A 14,473-nucleotide genomic window follows, 5' to 3' on the forward strand; every position below is an offset into this window, starting at 1 on the left:
GTGGCTATTTCGATGGAAAAACCACTTAGAAAGGAAGCTGCTAAACTGGGCAGTTTCCTTTTTTTATTGTTTGAAAAGTTATAAATTTTTGCGCTCTTCTTAATGCCCTGTTATTGTTTTTCATTTTTAATTATCCGTATTATGATAAGGAAGTGTAACTTTTTTATCTACATAACCGACAATATGAATGAACGGGGAGGTTCAAAGTGTGAAACCGTTCTTTGATGAATTTTATGATAAGTATCATCGAGATCTATTTCAATTTATTTATTATATGGTTAAAAACCGTCAAGCAGCTGAAGATTTAACACAGGAGGTTTATATAAAAGTGCTTCAATCGTACCAATCTTTTGATGGCAGAAGCAGTGAAAAAACGTGGTTGTTCTCCATTGCACGTCATGTGGCAATTGACTATTTTCGCAAGCAAGGAAGAAAACGTAAGAAAATCATGGACTTTTTTAACTGGCAAGAAAAAGGAGAATCATTGAAGGATGACGAGGCTTTACCTGAGGAAATCGTTGAGTTGAATGATCAAATGAGGGAAGTTTATGAAGCACTTGATCAATGTACGTTAGATCAAAAAAGTGTCATCATATTGAGGTATATTCAAGGAATGTCTATACAGGAAACCGCTGCTATCCTCCAGTTCAGTGAAAGTAAGGTGAAGACTACACAACATAGAGGGATGCAGGCTTTGAAAAAACGATTACAGGCAAGGGAGGAGGGCGACGACCATGAAGCATAATGATGAACAGAATGAACGTTTAGAAAAGATGCTGCATGAGTTCCCGGACATTAAAGATAAAAAAAAGAAGGCAGAGTATTACCGTCAGCTTCCTGAGGAGAGTCCTCAACAGAGGAACTCGCGCCCGAGATGGCTTGTGCCTGGTCTCGCCTCTATCATGGTCTTGCTAATTTTAGCGATTGTTGTACCTTTTTCACTTTATTCCATGCAAGATGGAGCTTTGAATACACCTGAGTCTTTTACTGAAAATCAGACTTTGACTCAAGACAATCATGAAAGTTCAAGTAGTCCAGAAAATTTTCCTGCTGATATCAGGCAAGGGGATGTGGGTCAAACGAGTGAACAATTGACTAGCATGCTTGTAGAAGAAATTACAAATGAGATGAAGCCTTTAGCTGTAGCTGATAAAAATGCTCAACATATCGTCCCTCTGACGATGATAGCAACTGAAGAAGGTGAAGAAAATCAAACAATAAATGCGGAACAGCTTGGATTATCGAAAAGCTTTCTAGAAAATATTGATATTTCGATTAACAAAGAAGCGAGGGAAGCAAGAGTCACATTTCCGAATGACTTTACAGTAAGCGGCGGGAATGCGATGACTACAACAATTGTAAATAGCATTAAGTGGGCTGTTGAACCTTACGATATTGATAACATTTTACTACAGACGGAAGAGGGAGCACCAGTTTCGTTAGGCAGTTATGGAAACGTCACGTCATTGTCAACGATAAAAGAAGAAAGCTTTATTTTTAAAGTGCTCGAATCAGCCTCTAAAGATACCTTCTTTTTCGTACCTATCTCTATAACCCAAGGTCTTTCAATAAGCGATGCTTTAGAAGAATTAAAAAAGGACGAGGAAAATCCGCAGGTGAAATCACCTATTCCATCTGAAGTCAAGATTCAGTCCTCACATGAAGAAGGAAGAAGGCTCGTAATTGAACTTAATAATCCTAAGCATTTTGACAAACAAGAGATGCTGACAGGTATAGAATCGATTCTGATTACCGCTCGTCATTTTGGTTATGATCAAGTCGTATTTGAAAATACATCGATCGGAAAGCTTGGTCCTTACCAGCTGAATGAATCCATTGAAACACCTAAAGGACTAAACCCTATACCAGCTGACCAATAATAGGAACCCTTGCCATAAGCAGGGGTTCTTTCGCGTTTTTAAGATGGATACGTTTATTAACCCAGTCCTTCCTCGTTTCTAACGTAGTGCCCCCACGCTTTTGTGCTGTTCTCAAGGTATTTTCGATAGAATAATGGAGGCGCCCATGATAAAATAAGGACATGCTAATGAGGAGACGATGGTATGGACAGAGAGGTTTTGATGGAACAAGTGTCAAAAAAAATCAAATTAATCCGCGTCGAGTATGGATATACCCAGAATCGTATGGCTACTATCCTCGGGGTGTCGAAGAAGACACTTGTTCAAATAGAGAAAGAGAGAACACATGCAAACTGGACAACCATAGTAGCGGCGGTTTGTGCTCTATTTCAAGAAAGTGAAGTTATAGGAAGTATGTTAGGAGACTCCCCTCTTGAAATTATAGAAACAATTGCTCACGAACAAATTGACCTGCCAAAAGGAAAGACAATAGGCGGGAAAATGTGGTGGACAACTGCAGAAGAAATAGGTCAGTATAAATTGCAACAGAATGCATTTTCGAATTATTGATGAGCATGGTTACCGCTGGTACTCAAGTTTTAATAAGGAAGAGGCACTGTTTCGGTATCGTCAGCTTACAACGAATGATTAAAAAATTCCCTTCTGCTCGGGAGAAGGGAATGATTTTATTCATATTTAAGGGGGTCTCCCTCAAAAGATTGCTCAGCTATCTTAATAGAATCTGTTGGGCAGCCATCATATGCATCTTCCATATCCTCTTCATAAATTTCAGGAACTTCTTTAATCCCCTCATTATCATCAAGTAGCGCGTAGGCGAGCCCTTCATCATCATAATCAAATATATCTGGAGCGGCAGCACCGCATGCCCCGCAAGCAATGCATGTATCTTGATCAACAATTGTAAACTTTGCCAAGAAATGAACCTCCTTCGAATGTCACCTCATGAAGAATTTTCGTAGAGGGTCAAATGGTTAAGAGAAAAACTCGTACATAGTTATTGTAAGATGTGTGTGTTAACTTTTCAATAGATAAGAAGGGGAGTGAGAGTCTCACTTGTTTTTATATATTATTTTAGAGTGTGTGCTGCAAATGAATGGGGAGCGGACGATATCAGGGATCTTTCATTTGCTAAAGGGGAAACGATCTTCCCAAACATTGCAGGATGCACGTTCCTATAAATTAGATCAGTACTTTGGCATTTATCCTAGTCTTTCAAGGCAAGTCTTAGAGGCATCTACTAAACGTGCAGCTAATGAGCAACTTATTAGTATAGAAAATAAACAGTTTGCTGTCCTTATAAAGAAAGGCCGCGATTATATGGCCAACTACGAGGGACCACCCCCAAAGTATTTTTCAGGTATGGCCGAACAGGGGAATGTAAGAGAATTTCAAGATCGTTTGCAATTGTTTGTTCAAACGGTTACTCATATGTCCATGGAGAACCCATCGTTTTTACCCATTGTGGAGCAGCTTAAGGTTCAGCAATGGGTAAAAAAACAATATGTGGTGAATAAAGGAAGAATAAAAGACGTTGAGGCACAGTTATATCTGGAGTTGGCCACATTACTTAACCAGTTGACACGTTTAGAGGCAGAATTATTTACAAGTCGATTAACTGGGGAAAGCATTGTTGGGGAGACAAGGGGTCAATTGGCACTCGATCACAATATTAGTGTAGAGGACGTCGACATTCTATTGTCACATGTCTCCTACTTCTTATACCATCAAACCAAGGATAGTCCCTCCTGCTATCCAGAGTTAGCCCGTTGTCTTGAGGGCTTGTCATCTTCAAATCTTATCACGCAATCAGCGAAAAGAACCTATCAATATTTGGAGCGTGGATTTTGCGTAGAAGACATTGCAGCGAAAAGGCAATTAAAAATGAGTACGATTCAGGATCACGTCGTCGAAGCAGCATTAGTTGTACCCAACTTCTCAATTCGTCCTTTTATTAGCGAAGGGGACGAAAAGAGAATTATCGATTCAGCTGAAACCCTTCAGACGAAGCGTTTGAAAAAGATCTACGAATCATTAGAGGGACACTTTAGCTATTTCGAGTTACGGTTAGTATTAGCAAAGGAACAGCACGCACAAAAGGAGCCAACGCCATATGCAACATCCTGATTTAAAGCAGAAGCTTTATGAACACTTTGGTTATCGCCAGTTTAGGGAAGGGCAACAGGAGATTATTGAAGAGGTTATGAAGGGGGTGGATGTATTAGGAATACTGCCTACAGGAACAGGAAAGTCCATTTGTTTTCAGTTGCCTGCATTGCTTTCTTCCGGAACGACAATAGTTGTATCCCCCTTAATTTCTTTAATGGTGGATCAAGTGAAGCAACTGAAAGCAACTGGATTTAAGTCTGTTATTTCGCTGAATAGTTTTATGGATCAAAGAGAAAGGCGAACAATGATGGGCAATCTTCAGCAGTATTCACTCATCTATCTCTCACCGGAAATGCTGCAAAATGAGTGGGTTCAGCAACAGTTGAAGAAACAGAAGGTTGATCTTTTCGTTATCGATGAGGCGCACTGTATCTCCCAGTGGGGCCATGAATTTAGAACAGACTACTTAAAATTGAAGGAAACAATCGAGCTGCTTAATCACCCCACCGTGTTAGCCCTAAGTGCAACGGCAACACCAGAAGTTCAAGCAGATATAAAACAACAGCTGGATCGTCCTGATATGACTGCACATATTTACCCAATGGACAAAGTAAACATGAGCTTCGCTGTAGAAGAATATGATCATCCTGATGATAAGTTGCAACGGATCATCGAGCTATTGGCTAACAGAAAAGCCCCAACCATGATCTATTTTTCCAGTCGCCAATCAGCAGAACGAATTTCGCAAGAATTAAAAGGTAAGTTAGATCAAAGAGTAGCCTTTTATCACGGTGGAATGGAGCAGATGGACCGGCTTCTCGTTCAACAACAGTTTATGAATGATCAGGTAGATGTGATTTGTTGTACAAGTGCTTTCGGGATGGGCGTGGATAAGCCGAACATTCGAAGAGTCATCCATTATCATTTTCCTTCTCAACTAGAATCGTTTATACAGGAAGTTGGTCGGGCAGGTCGTGATGGAAAGCCTTGTGCTAGCCTTATGTTATACACACCAGCTGATCATTATTTACCGCAGTTGTTCATACAAAGTGAATTGCCTGAACTTGAGGATGTCTCAAGAGTGCTTCGATCCATTTATTCATTTGTGGGTAAGGGAGAAGTGCTTTTGAGTAATGATGACATGGCAGAGCAGCTTCAGCTTTCTGAATCACAGTGGAACTTTTTTAAATACCAGCTTGAGCAGGAGAATTTATTATCTCCAGATTCAGTCACTGGCACTAAAAAGATGTGGAAACAAGCAGAGGAAAGAATCCGGTTGATTGTACAACAGCGCTGGACGTATAAAAAACAAAAGCTCCAGGAGATGCTGAATTGGCTTCACCATCCAGGCTGTAAACGGAAGATGCTTTATGCTTCTTTTCAAAAGTTATGCAGAACTCCTGACGTTCCCTGCTGCAGTTATTGTGGTTTCATTATCTCTGAGATGCTCCTTGAAATAGATACTAGACGTCCCGTATATTCCGGCTGGAAGGAACGCTTGGAAAAGATATTTCACCAAGGGGCAGCCTCATGCGATTAACTGATCAAGCACAACTGATTAAACAAATGTCAGATCGGGAAGTGACGAAACACCTTGTTTATACACAGCTTTTTATTTTTCTATTCGCCATTGCCTTAAGTGTCTTTCTATTTGATGCGTTTTTTTCGGACTGGCAGCAATTATTCACTTTGACTTTTAATGAATGGTTGTTCTATGGTATTTTGCCTGCCGTGGTCGTACTGGCTATTGATTTTGTACTAATGGCTAGTTTGCCTAAACGTTTCTATGATGATGGAGGCATTAATGAAAAGGTATTCAAAAATCAACCGCTTACTAAAATTTTTTTCTTAACCTTGATTATTGCATTTTCCGAAGAAATGCTTTTTCGTGGAGCTATCCAGACGGAATTCGGATATATTATTGCAAGTTTGGTGTTTGCGGTCATACATTTTAGGTATTTAACAAAGGTTGTCCTATTCGTGTCTGTATTATGTGTGAGTTTTTTAATTGGCTATATGTACGAGCTGACACATAGTTTATCTGTTACAATTACGTCGCATTTTTTAATTGACTTTATATTAGCACTCTCAATACGTGTAAGGAAGTGAGGACATTGTTATGACTCAAGAAGACCATCGGAAAGATCAAGCATTACAGTTAAGAAAGTATGCTGATCGTCAAAAGTTTCCCGAAGAGAAAGAAGTGAATGTTTTACAACTTCCACCGAGAAATGAGGTGCACAAAAAGGAGCAGGCTCAAAACAAGTGGAAACTCAGCAGGATCTGGTTGCGATTTTTAGTCCTGTTATTTGTTCTAATAATCCTTTTTTTCTTCTCTTATCAATACTGGGATGTCTGGTTTGATGAAACCCGCAATTTGGACGGATCGGATGCACCGCATTATCATGAAGAAATAACAATTCAAAGGAAAGCATCAACTCCTTGATTAAGAAAAACAAGCGCGTCATTCTTAGACGCGCTTGTTTAGAAAATCTGCTTTTTATCACGTTTATCTTTTAATATTTCTACCGCTTCCATAAACCTTTGTGAATGAACGATCTCTCTCTCCCGCAAGAATTTAAGACTGTCGTTTAAAAAAGGATCGTCAGACATATTTATGATCCATTGATAGGTAGCACGGGCTTTTTCCTCTGCTGCAATATCTTCATATAGATCAGCGATCGGATCGCCTTTTGCTTGAATGTACGTAGCTGTCCAGGGAGCACCTGCTGCATTATGGTAAAATAGTGCCTTGTCATGATTGGCATAATGAGCACCGAGCCCTGCTTCCTTCATTTGTTCCGGAGTTGCATCTTTCGTTAACTTATAAATCATAGCTGCTATCATTTCGAGGTGAGCAAATTCTTCTGTACCGATATCGGTCAGCAAACCGATAACATGATCTGGAATGGTGTATCGTTGATTTAAGTAACGAAGGGCAGCGGAAAGTTCTCCATCCGCTCCTCCATATTGTTCAATCAAAAATTTAGCTAATCTTGGATTACATTCACTAACTTTTACAGGGTACTGCAATTTTTTCTCATAATACCACATAATTTTCCCCCTTCAAATGAATTAAAGCTGCCATGGCCAAGGACCTTCCCCCCAATTCCATGGGTAGCCAGAGTAACTTTCTCCATATTGCCTTAAGGGTCCGAAGTACTGTTCATACTGTTGCTTTAACAGTTTACTTTCATAAGCCAAATGATTGAATTGTTGGATCTGATTCATATCATCAGGGTGGGTATCTAAATACAAGGTCAATTCAACAAGGGCGAAATCCACTTTTTGAATTTGCTCCATCAACTGATAACGGTTTGGACTTTCGGGTGCTTTTTCGCTCATCCTTTTTCTCCTTTCTCATTACTAGGGTAGGAGTCGTACAGGCATGGCCAAAGGGTGCCGCGATATAATGCTTCATTAAGTGGATATTGCTGAAGCCCTGGTGGTTGATAGTTCAAGTAGAGGTTTGGTGGTGTTTGGTAACATTTTTGTTTAGTTGGCGGGCAAGGGTCATATGGACTATGATAAGGTTTGTAACATTTTACAGGTGTGTACATTCTTATCACCTTACTTTCTTCAATTATCAATCTACACACCATATGTACAAAGAAAGTGTATTATTCAACTGGACAAGCAGGAAAATGAGGCCTTTTAACCGAAATATTATAGAAGTGATAAAGATCTACGAGGAGGGAGTTTATGTTTGTAAAAAGTATTATGAAACCTGTGCATAAATCGTTCACAGCCAAGAAGGATGAAGGATTGGGAGAAGTCTTAGATCGTTTGAACACCAAGAACTTACATGCTATGCCTGTACTGGACGGTCAAAAATTTATCGGGATGATCTCAAAGGAGATTATATACCATGCCTTTTTTGAAAGTGACCAAGAAAAAAATTTATTTTTAAATGAAAATACAGCAGGTGATGTTGCCCTGTATAGAGATCTTTCTATCCATGACGAAGAGGTTTTTGAACATACCTTGCCATCATTTAAAGGATTTCCGGTGCTAGCCGTTGTTGACGAAGCCCAGCATTTTAAAGGCCTAATTACTCGTTACGATGTAATTGAACAGTTTGAAAGTGCCTTCGGTGTGAAGAAAAAAGGTATTAGGATTGCCTTTACGTCAGAAGAGTCAGAAGGGCGAATTGAACGCTTAGGTGACATCATTAAGAGTTATCACGAGAATGTCATTTCTTTGGCTACTTTTGATGAGACAGACAAGTTGGCAAGGCGCATTGTTTTAAAGATTGAAAAGAAAGATAATATTGATCAATTCACGAAAAAATTGGAGAAAATGGGCTTTCGTATACTAAGTGTTAAGGAAGTTTAAAAAAGCCACTATGTGTTTGACACATAGTGGCTTTTTGTTGTGGTATGATAAAGTTTACTTCAGAAAGAGGTGTGGATGAACGTGCGCATGATTGCAAGTGCTATTGTAGTTGTTGTATGGTTGTTGGTAAAAATGTTCCGTACAGCTGTTTCTGATAAGATCAGTACACATTCCCTTACAGTTCCCATAGAAAAATCCCATACGATCTTTTTTATTTCGGACATTCATAACCGCTTGATCAATCAACAAACAATTGCTAACATCAGTGACGAGGTCGATACTGTTATAATAGGCGGGGATTTGGCAGACCGTCGTGTTTCTTCAAGTAGGCTTTCAGCTAATATTAAGCTGTTACATAGTTGGAATGTGCCGATTTATTTTGTTGCTGGGAACAATGATCACGAATTTAAACCACAGCCTATATTATCGCTTCTCAAACATGAAGGGATTAAAGTTCTTTCAAATCAATGGATAAATCTTAATGGTAAAGGACTCACTCTTAGCGGGATCGACCCTTATTTTAATGAGCCATCTATCCCTGCATGTATTCCTGAAAACAGTGTAAACATATTAGTTATTCACGAGCCATCCCTCTTAAAGGAGTTCTCAGTGGACACATACAATCCATATGATTTAATCTTAACCGGGCATACCCATGGTGGCCAAATCAGGATTTTTGGCCAGGGGCCTTATTCTCGCGGTTTTTGGGGGAAGTACCATAAGGCTGCTTTCTTAAATAGCGAAGGATATGGAACGTCTTTAATTCCCATGAGATTAGGGACGACACCAGAGGTTCATTTGATTAAGCTCTTGCCCTGCTAATCTTTGAATAGGTGATTATCTATTGCCCTAGAGCTAAATCATGGATATAATGCTAAAAAAAGTGCCATAATTAAAGCAGGTATCATAAGATATAGATAAAAGGTATCCATAAACAAGGGGGGGCGATCACATGCGAGTAGAAAGAATGTCCAATGAAAAGTTCAAAATATTTTTGACCTTTGATGATTTAATGGACAGAGGTTTAACCCGTGATGAATTATGGGAAGACCTTCCAAGAGTACATCGCGTGTTTAGCGATATGATGTACGATGCTGGCATCGAGCTGGGTGTTGAGCTTAACGGAGTTCTCCTCGTCCAAGTATATTTACTTCAAGCTCAAGGGATGTTAGTGGTCGTTACAAGAGCAGAAAATGAAGATATTGAGGAAGATGAAGATTATATCGAAATGAAAGTAACATTAGATGAAAGTAACGAAATGATATTTTCCTTTGATGATTTCGAGGATATCATACAAGCAGGATTGCATTTGTATCGTCTGGGTGTATTTGGTGGGGATGTTTACTCTTATAACACCAATTACTATATGGTGTTGGATGATGAAGTGATCGTTCATCTTGACACGGAACAAGTGATTGCATTATTGTCTGAATTTGCGTCCGCTTCAGCTGTAACTTCTCACAGGCTAATTGAGTATGGCAAGGTGATTATGAAAAATGATGCCATGCAAAATATATATACCTATTTTTCTAATTGATCTGGTTTAATACGAACGAATGCTATTCATGGCTTCGTTCTTTTTATTTGATTTTAAATAGAAGCAGACAAGTGAACATGTTAAGATATTAAAGGAATAGTTGATGATTATAGTCATTTTTCAGAAATGGAGTGTACATGAATGAAGATTGCGGTTCTATATGGTGGTACATCAGGAGAACGTGAGGTGTCACTTTCTACGGGGAAAGGGATTATTCAAGCATTAAAAAATAAAGGTCATGATGTCGTTGATATAGACTTCACACCAGAAAAGCTTGATGAGATTTTATCATTAAAGGTGGATCTTGTTTTCCTTGGATTACACGGAAAACATGGGGAAGATGGCAAAGTACAAGGATTACTGGATATGCTTGAGATTCCTTATGTGGGTTCTGGAGTCCTAGCTTCGGCATTGGCTATGGATAAAGCGAAATCAAAACAAATATTTGCAAACAATGGTATTTTAACAGCTAAGAGTAAAACCTATCATAGAACTCATCATAACGATCACGAGGAAATCGCCTCAGATATACGTTCTTCTTTTACACTTCCTTTTGTCATTAAACCGAACCAAGAAGGGTCAACACTTGGTTTGACAATTGTAAAAGAGGATAAACAAATAGTGCCAGCAATCCAAATGGCTTTAAATTCTGATTCAGTCATTTTAGTTGAAGACTATGTTGGTGGAAGAGAGGTAACTGTTCCTGTTGTAGGAAGTCAGGGAGATGAAAGGGCGCTTCCTGTCATTGAAATCATTCCTAAAAATGATTACTATGATTTTGACTCCAAATATCAACCGGGTGGAAGTGAGCATATTGTACCAGCTGAAATTGGGAAGGCCTTAACAGAAAAACTGAGTGCTGAAGCTGTGCAAGCACATCGATTGTTAGGCTGTGATGTGTACTCCCGCGTTGATTTCATTATAAACGACAAGCAAGAGACGATCATTCTTGAAGTAAACACTCTCCCAGGCATGACACCTACGAGTCTATTTCCTGATTCAGCCCAGGTGATTGGCTGGAGTTATGATGATCTAATTGAACAGTTCGTTATGCTTTCTTTTGAAAATAAAAGAAAATGAATGAAATCGCTTACAAATAGCGGAGAATTCCGCATGATATGACCTTATTTTGCTTTGCATAATAGTATCTAACGTGTATACTATTGACTGAAAGACGACCCGAAGTGAATGGTTTGATATAGGAGGTAAATGCATGGTAGCCGATAATGGTGCAAATGAAACGAACGAACAATTTGATGTATTAAAGTCTACACAGACGGTAATCAAAAAAGCACTTGATAAACTAGGGTATCCAAATGAAGTTTATGATCTTTTAAAAGAACCTGTTCGCATGATGACGGTAAGAATCCCCGTGCGAATGGATGATGACTCAATAGAAATTTTCACAGGCTACAGAGCGCAGCACAATGATGCTGTAGGACCGACCAAAGGCGGCGTTCGTTTTCATCCAAATGTTTCTGAAAAGGAAGTTAAAGCGCTGTCGATTTGGATGAGCTTAAAGGCAGGAATCGTCGATTTGCCATATGGAGGCGGAAAAGGTGGAATTGTCTGTGATCCGCGCGAGATGTCCTTTAGGGAGCTTGAGGGAATCAGCCGAGGCTATGTTCGAGCAATCAGCCAAATAGTTGGCCCTACAAAAGATATTCCAGCACCGGACGTATTTACGAATTCTCAAATCATGGCTTGGATGATGGATGAATACAGCCGGATTGACGAATTTAATAACCCTGGTTTTATTACAGGGAAGCCGATTGTATTAGGTGGTTCACACGGTAGGGAAACAGCTACTGCAAAAGGGGTTACCATCTGTATTGACGAAGCGGCTAAGCAGAAAGGGATTGACATTGAAGGGGCGCGTGTAGTTGTGCAAGGATTCGGTAATGCCGGCAGTTTTCTTGCTAAATTTATGCACGATAAAGGCGCTAAGGTAATCGGTATTTCTGATGCGTATGGTGGCCTGCATGATCCCGACGGGCTAGATATTGAATACTTACTTGATCGTCGTGATAGTTTTGGCACGGTGACCAACCTGTTTAAAAACACGATTACAAATGAAGAATTACTTGAACTTGATTGTGATATATTAGTTCCTGCAGCCATTGAGAATCAAATTACGGAGAAAAACGCAAACAGTATTAAAGCATCGATCATAGTAGAAGCGGCAAATGGGCCAACAACGCTAGAAGCGACACGTATTCTCTCAGACAGGGGGATTCTGCTTGTTCCCGATGTACTAGCTTCAGCAGGCGGTGTGACTGTTTCGTACTTTGAATGGGTTCAAAATAATCAAGGGTATTATTGGACGGAAGACGAAGTGGAAGAGAAGCTTCATAAAGTTATTGTTAAGGGCTTTGCAAACGTCTATCGAACAGCTGAGAATCGGAAAGTTGACATGAGACTTGCCGCCTATATGGTTGGTGTTCGCAAAATGGCTGAAGCTTCAAGGTTTCGCGGATGGATATAAGTTGATTCCACTTATTAAATCTCCTATCATTCATATGGTAGGAGATTTTCGTTTGTAAGTGAGCAAAGAGGAGTGACAAGAGTGCAACAAGAAAAGGTGATTATCATTGGAGCGGGCCCTTGTGGGATGAGTGCTGCCATTGAGCTTAAAAAGCACGGCATTGATTCATTACTAATTGAAAAGGGAAGCGTAGTAAATTCAATCTATCATTACCCTACACATCAAACTTTTTTCAGTTCGAGCGAGAAGCTTGAAATCGGCCAGATTCCTTTTATTACGGAGCGGCAAAAACCGGTACGAAATGAGGCGCTTGCCTATTATCGGGCGGTAGCTGGACGAGAGCAATTAAGAATTCAAGCTTTTGAAAAAGTAGATGCTGTTGAAAAGCAGGAAAAAGGATATGTGTTAACCACAACGAAGAATACAGGGGAAGAATGCGAATATTTCACAGAATATGTGATTGCAGCCACAGGATATTACGATCAGCCGAACTACATGAATGTAAAGGGTGAAGAGCTGGACAAGGTTATGCATTACTTTAAAGAAGCACATCCTTATTATGATAAAGAGATTGCGATTATTGGCGGTAAGAACTCCGCAGCAGATGCTGCTCTTGAATTAGTGAAAGCAGGAGCAAAGGTGACGGTCCTTTATCGAGGAGAAGATTATTCGAAGAGTATTAAACCATGGATCCTTCCACAGTTTGAAGCACTAGTTAGAAAAGGAATTGTTCACATGGATTTCTGTGCGAGTGTAAGGGAAATAACACGCCACGAAGTAGTGTATGAGTGTAAAGGAGAAGAAATACGAATCAAAAATGACTTCGTTTTTGCAATGACTGGCTATCGCCCCGATCACCACTTCTTAACGGAGATGGGTGTAACAATGGATGAAGAGACTGGGCGTCCATCATTTAATGAACAAACGATGGAGACGAATGTGCCTGGTATTTATATTGCCGGCGTAATCGCAGCAGGGTACAATAATAATGAAATTTTCATCGAAAATGGTCGTTTTCATGGTGAGCAAATTGCAAAAGATATTTCTCAAAAGTAAAAACAGGCTCATGGAGTTGTTCCATGAGCCTGTTTTATTGATTAGCACGAGCGTAGGTGGCCTCAGGTAACCAACTGGTGGATCCATCAAGTTTTCCTGTTAGTAACTGAACATCGGTGAGAGCTCAATTGGATTACTAGTCATTTCAAGGGCGATCATCAACTTGATACGTGCTTTAGGTCCAGTAAGGCCATTAGCAAAAATGACACCCAGTTCTCTAAGCTGACGACCTCCGCCTTCGTAACTATATGTGTCCTGTACAATGCCTTGATAACACCTTGAGACTAATACAATAGGAATACCCGCTTGAATGGTTGTTTTAATCGATTGGACGGTCTCTGGGGCAGGTTCCCTTGTCCGAGTGCCTCAATCACTATGCCATCCACCCCGCTATTTCGTACAGCATCAATAAGCATTCCATCCATACCGGCGTAGGCCTTAATCAAGGAGACGTTCTTACTAATCTGTTGAATGGGGTAGGAATCATGACTTGTTGTTTTATGATGGAAAAAGACATCCCTTTTTGTCGTAATCCCTATAGGACCATATTGTGGGCTTTGAAAGGTCGCTACATTACTCGTTGATGTTTTAGTAACGTTACGTGCTGTATGGATTTCGTCATTCATAACGACCAGCACACCTTTGTCCTGTGCCTCATCACAACTGGCTACACGAATGGCGCTCAATAAATTATATAATCCGTCTGAACCTATTTCATTACTTGACCGCATGGCCCCTGTTACAATGACCGGTTTTCTTGTTTGTAGAAACAGGTCAAGGAAGAATGCTGTTTCTTCCAAAGTATCTGTCCCATGTGTAATGACTATCCCGTCGAATAGAGCCTTTGCAAGTTTTTCATGGATGAACCGTCCTAGCTTCAGCATGTGGTCGGGGCGGATGTGTGGTGAGGGAAGGTGAAATAGAAATTCATCTTCAATTACAGTCGTTCCTGACAAAAAGGAAGAGATTTCTTCCAACGGATGATCTTCGTCCGTATTTACCTCTCCTGTTTGTTTGTTTTCCTTCATAGAAATAGTTCCACCTGTATGTATGATCAAAATACGTTTCATGCCA

16 protein-coding genes and 3 pseudogenes are annotated in these 14,473 nt (G+C 40.0%); 13 read left to right on the plus strand and 6 right to left on the minus strand.

The features are described from left to right. Positions 1–208 precede the first annotated feature (208 nt). The 3 genes and pseudogenes from sigX to MUO15_RS02610 all read left to right on the plus strand — a co-directional run bounded on the left by sigX (position 209) and on the right by MUO15_RS02610 (position 2,511). Positions 209–745, plus strand: a complete 537-nt coding sequence (gene sigX / locus MUO15_RS02600; RefSeq protein ID WP_245033228.1) for an RNA polymerase sigma factor SigX — start codon at positions 209–211, stop codon at positions 743–745. Beyond that, positions 735–1,880 carry a hypothetical protein gene (locus MUO15_RS02605; RefSeq protein WP_245033229.1) on the plus strand — a complete coding sequence of 382 codons (1,146 nt, stop codon included), beginning with the start codon at positions 735–737 and terminating at the stop codon, positions 1,878–1,880. The genes sigX and MUO15_RS02605 overlap by 11 nt, the downstream gene beginning before the upstream one ends. Positions 1,881–2,063: 183 nt before the next feature. Then, positions 2,064–2,511: pseudogene (locus MUO15_RS02610) on the plus strand (helix-turn-helix transcriptional regulator). Positions 2,512–2,545: 34 nt separating this feature from the next. Here the strand turns inward: MUO15_RS02610 and MUO15_RS02615 are convergent. Continuing rightward, complete coding sequence (locus tag MUO15_RS02615) at positions 2,546–2,794, minus strand: ferredoxin (RefSeq protein WP_245033230.1); 249 nt, start codon at positions 2,792–2,794, stop codon at positions 2,546–2,548. Between the two features lie 139 nt (positions 2,795–2,933). Between MUO15_RS02615 and MUO15_RS02620 the strand changes: the two genes are divergently transcribed. Genes MUO15_RS02620 through MUO15_RS02635 form a run of 4 tightly spaced genes read left to right on the plus strand, consistent with a single transcriptional unit; the run spans position 2,934 to position 6,432 of the window. After that, on the plus strand, positions 2,934–4,004 hold the full coding sequence (locus tag MUO15_RS02620; protein WP_245033231.1) for a YpbB family protein: 1,071 nt from the start codon (positions 2,934–2,936) through the stop codon (positions 4,002–4,004). After that, on the plus strand, positions 3,991–5,526 hold the full coding sequence (locus tag MUO15_RS02625) for a RecQ family ATP-dependent DNA helicase (RefSeq protein WP_245033232.1): 1,536 nt from the start codon (positions 3,991–3,993) through the stop codon (positions 5,524–5,526). The genes MUO15_RS02620 and MUO15_RS02625 overlap by 14 nt, the downstream gene beginning before the upstream one ends. After that, a complete protein-coding gene (locus MUO15_RS02630; RefSeq protein ID WP_245033233.1) occupies positions 5,517–6,095 on the plus strand; it encodes a CPBP family intramembrane glutamic endopeptidase in 579 nt (192 codons plus the stop codon). The genes MUO15_RS02625 and MUO15_RS02630 overlap by 10 nt, the downstream gene beginning before the upstream one ends. A gap of 10 nt (positions 6,096–6,105) precedes the next feature. After that, positions 6,106–6,432: a hypothetical protein gene (locus tag MUO15_RS02635; protein ID WP_245033234.1), complete on the plus strand. Its 327-nt coding sequence runs from the start codon at positions 6,106–6,108 to the stop codon at positions 6,430–6,432. Between the two features lie 38 nt (positions 6,433–6,470). Here MUO15_RS02635 and MUO15_RS02640 read toward each other — a convergent pair whose 3' ends face one another. From MUO15_RS02640 to MUO15_RS02650, 3 genes are read right to left on the minus strand one after another with little or no spacing between them, the layout of a single operon-like run. Beyond that, the gene (locus MUO15_RS02640; RefSeq protein ID WP_245033235.1) at positions 6,471–7,040 is read right to left on the minus strand and encodes a manganese catalase family protein; all 570 of its coding nucleotides are present in this window, start codon (positions 7,038–7,040) and stop codon (positions 6,471–6,473) included. A gap of 21 nt (positions 7,041–7,061) precedes the next feature. After that, the gene (locus tag MUO15_RS02645; RefSeq protein WP_245033236.1) at positions 7,062–7,331 is read right to left on the minus strand and encodes a spore coat protein CotJB; all 270 of its coding nucleotides are present in this window, start codon (positions 7,329–7,331) and stop codon (positions 7,062–7,064) included. After that, positions 7,328–7,588: a spore coat associated protein CotJA gene (locus tag MUO15_RS02650; protein WP_396266310.1), complete on the minus strand. Its 261-nt coding sequence runs from the start codon at positions 7,586–7,588 to the stop codon at positions 7,328–7,330. The genes MUO15_RS02645 and MUO15_RS02650 overlap by 4 nt, the downstream gene beginning before the upstream one ends. A 100-nt stretch (positions 7,589–7,688) precedes the next feature. Here MUO15_RS02650 and MUO15_RS02655 point away from each other — a divergent pair, with 100 nt between their 5' ends. The 6 genes from MUO15_RS02655 to MUO15_RS02680 all read left to right on the plus strand — a co-directional run bounded on the left by MUO15_RS02655 (position 7,689) and on the right by MUO15_RS02680 (position 13,399). Beyond that, complete coding sequence (locus MUO15_RS02655; protein WP_245033238.1) at positions 7,689–8,321, plus strand: CBS domain-containing protein; 633 nt, start codon at positions 7,689–7,691, stop codon at positions 8,319–8,321. 75 nt (positions 8,322–8,396) lie between these two features. Next, on the plus strand, positions 8,397–9,143 hold the full coding sequence (locus tag MUO15_RS02660; RefSeq protein ID WP_245033239.1) for a metallophosphoesterase: 747 nt from the start codon (positions 8,397–8,399) through the stop codon (positions 9,141–9,143). 130 nt (positions 9,144–9,273) lie between these two features. Then, positions 9,274–9,858 (plus strand): genetic competence negative regulator, encoded by a 585-nt coding sequence (locus tag MUO15_RS02665; RefSeq protein ID WP_245033240.1) that lies wholly within the window; start codon positions 9,274–9,276, stop codon positions 9,856–9,858. Positions 9,859–9,999: 141 nt separating this feature from the next. Then, on the plus strand, positions 10,000–10,938 hold the full coding sequence (locus MUO15_RS02670) for a D-alanine--D-alanine ligase (protein ID WP_245033241.1): 939 nt from the start codon (positions 10,000–10,002) through the stop codon (positions 10,936–10,938). A 133-nt stretch (positions 10,939–11,071) separates the two neighbouring features. Next, on the plus strand, positions 11,072–12,343 hold the full coding sequence (locus MUO15_RS02675) for a Glu/Leu/Phe/Val family dehydrogenase (protein ID WP_245033242.1): 1,272 nt from the start codon (positions 11,072–11,074) through the stop codon (positions 12,341–12,343). Between the two features lie 81 nt (positions 12,344–12,424). After that, positions 12,425–13,399 carry a YpdA family putative bacillithiol disulfide reductase gene (locus tag MUO15_RS02680; protein WP_245033243.1) on the plus strand — a complete coding sequence of 325 codons (975 nt, stop codon included), beginning with the start codon at positions 12,425–12,427 and terminating at the stop codon, positions 13,397–13,399. A 99-nt stretch (positions 13,400–13,498) separates the two neighbouring features. Here MUO15_RS02680 and MUO15_RS22060 read toward each other — a convergent pair. Then, positions 13,499–13,824 (minus strand): annotated as a pseudogene (locus MUO15_RS22060) (hypothetical protein). Between the two features lie 132 nt (positions 13,825–13,956). Continuing rightward, positions 13,957–14,469 (minus strand): annotated as a pseudogene (locus tag MUO15_RS22065) (asparaginase); the annotation flags it as partial. Positions 14,470–14,473: the final 4 nt, after the last annotated feature.

It is taken from the genome of Halobacillus amylolyticus, assembly GCF_022921115.1.
GTDB classification, from domain to species: domain Bacteria; phylum Bacillota; class Bacilli; order Bacillales; family Halobacillaceae; genus Halobacillus_A; species Halobacillus_A amylolyticus.

Bases quoted from the DNA above. Each gene is read 5' to 3' on its own strand.
- MUO15_RS02635 (WP_245033234.1), top strand. From the start codon at position 6,106: ATGACTCAAGAAGACCATCGGAAAGATCAAGCATTACAGTTAAGAAAG.
- MUO15_RS02625 (WP_245033232.1), top strand. From the start codon at position 3,991: ATGCAACATCCTGATTTAAAGCAGAAGCTTTATGAACACTTTGGTTAT.
- MUO15_RS02665 (WP_245033240.1), top strand. From the start codon at position 9,274: ATGCGAGTAGAAAGAATGTCCAATGAAAAGTTCAAAATATTTTTGACC.
- MUO15_RS02660 (WP_245033239.1), top strand. From the start codon at position 8,397: ATGAACGTGCGCATGATTGCAAGTGCTATTGTAGTTGTTGTATGGTTG.
- MUO15_RS02675 (WP_245033242.1), top strand. From the start codon at position 11,072: ATGGTAGCCGATAATGGTGCAAATGAAACGAACGAACAATTTGATGTA.
- MUO15_RS02645 (WP_245033236.1), bottom strand. From the start codon at position 7,331: ATGAGCGAAAAAGCACCCGAAAGTCCAAACCGTTATCAGTTGATGGAG.
- MUO15_RS02605 (WP_245033229.1), top strand. From the start codon at position 735: ATGAAGCATAATGATGAACAGAATGAACGTTTAGAAAAGATGCTGCAT.
- MUO15_RS02670 (WP_245033241.1), top strand. From the start codon at position 10,000: ATGAAGATTGCGGTTCTATATGGTGGTACATCAGGAGAACGTGAGGTG.
- MUO15_RS02630 (WP_245033233.1), top strand. From the start codon at position 5,517: ATGCGATTAACTGATCAAGCACAACTGATTAAACAAATGTCAGATCGG.
- MUO15_RS02640 (WP_245033235.1), bottom strand. From the start codon at position 7,040: ATGTGGTATTATGAGAAAAAATTGCAGTACCCTGTAAAAGTTAGTGAA.
- MUO15_RS02650 (WP_396266310.1), bottom strand. From the start codon at position 7,588: ATGGTGTGTAGATTGATAATTGAAGAAAGTAAGGTGATAAGAATGTAC.
- MUO15_RS02655 (WP_245033238.1), top strand. From the start codon at position 7,689: ATGTTTGTAAAAAGTATTATGAAACCTGTGCATAAATCGTTCACAGCC.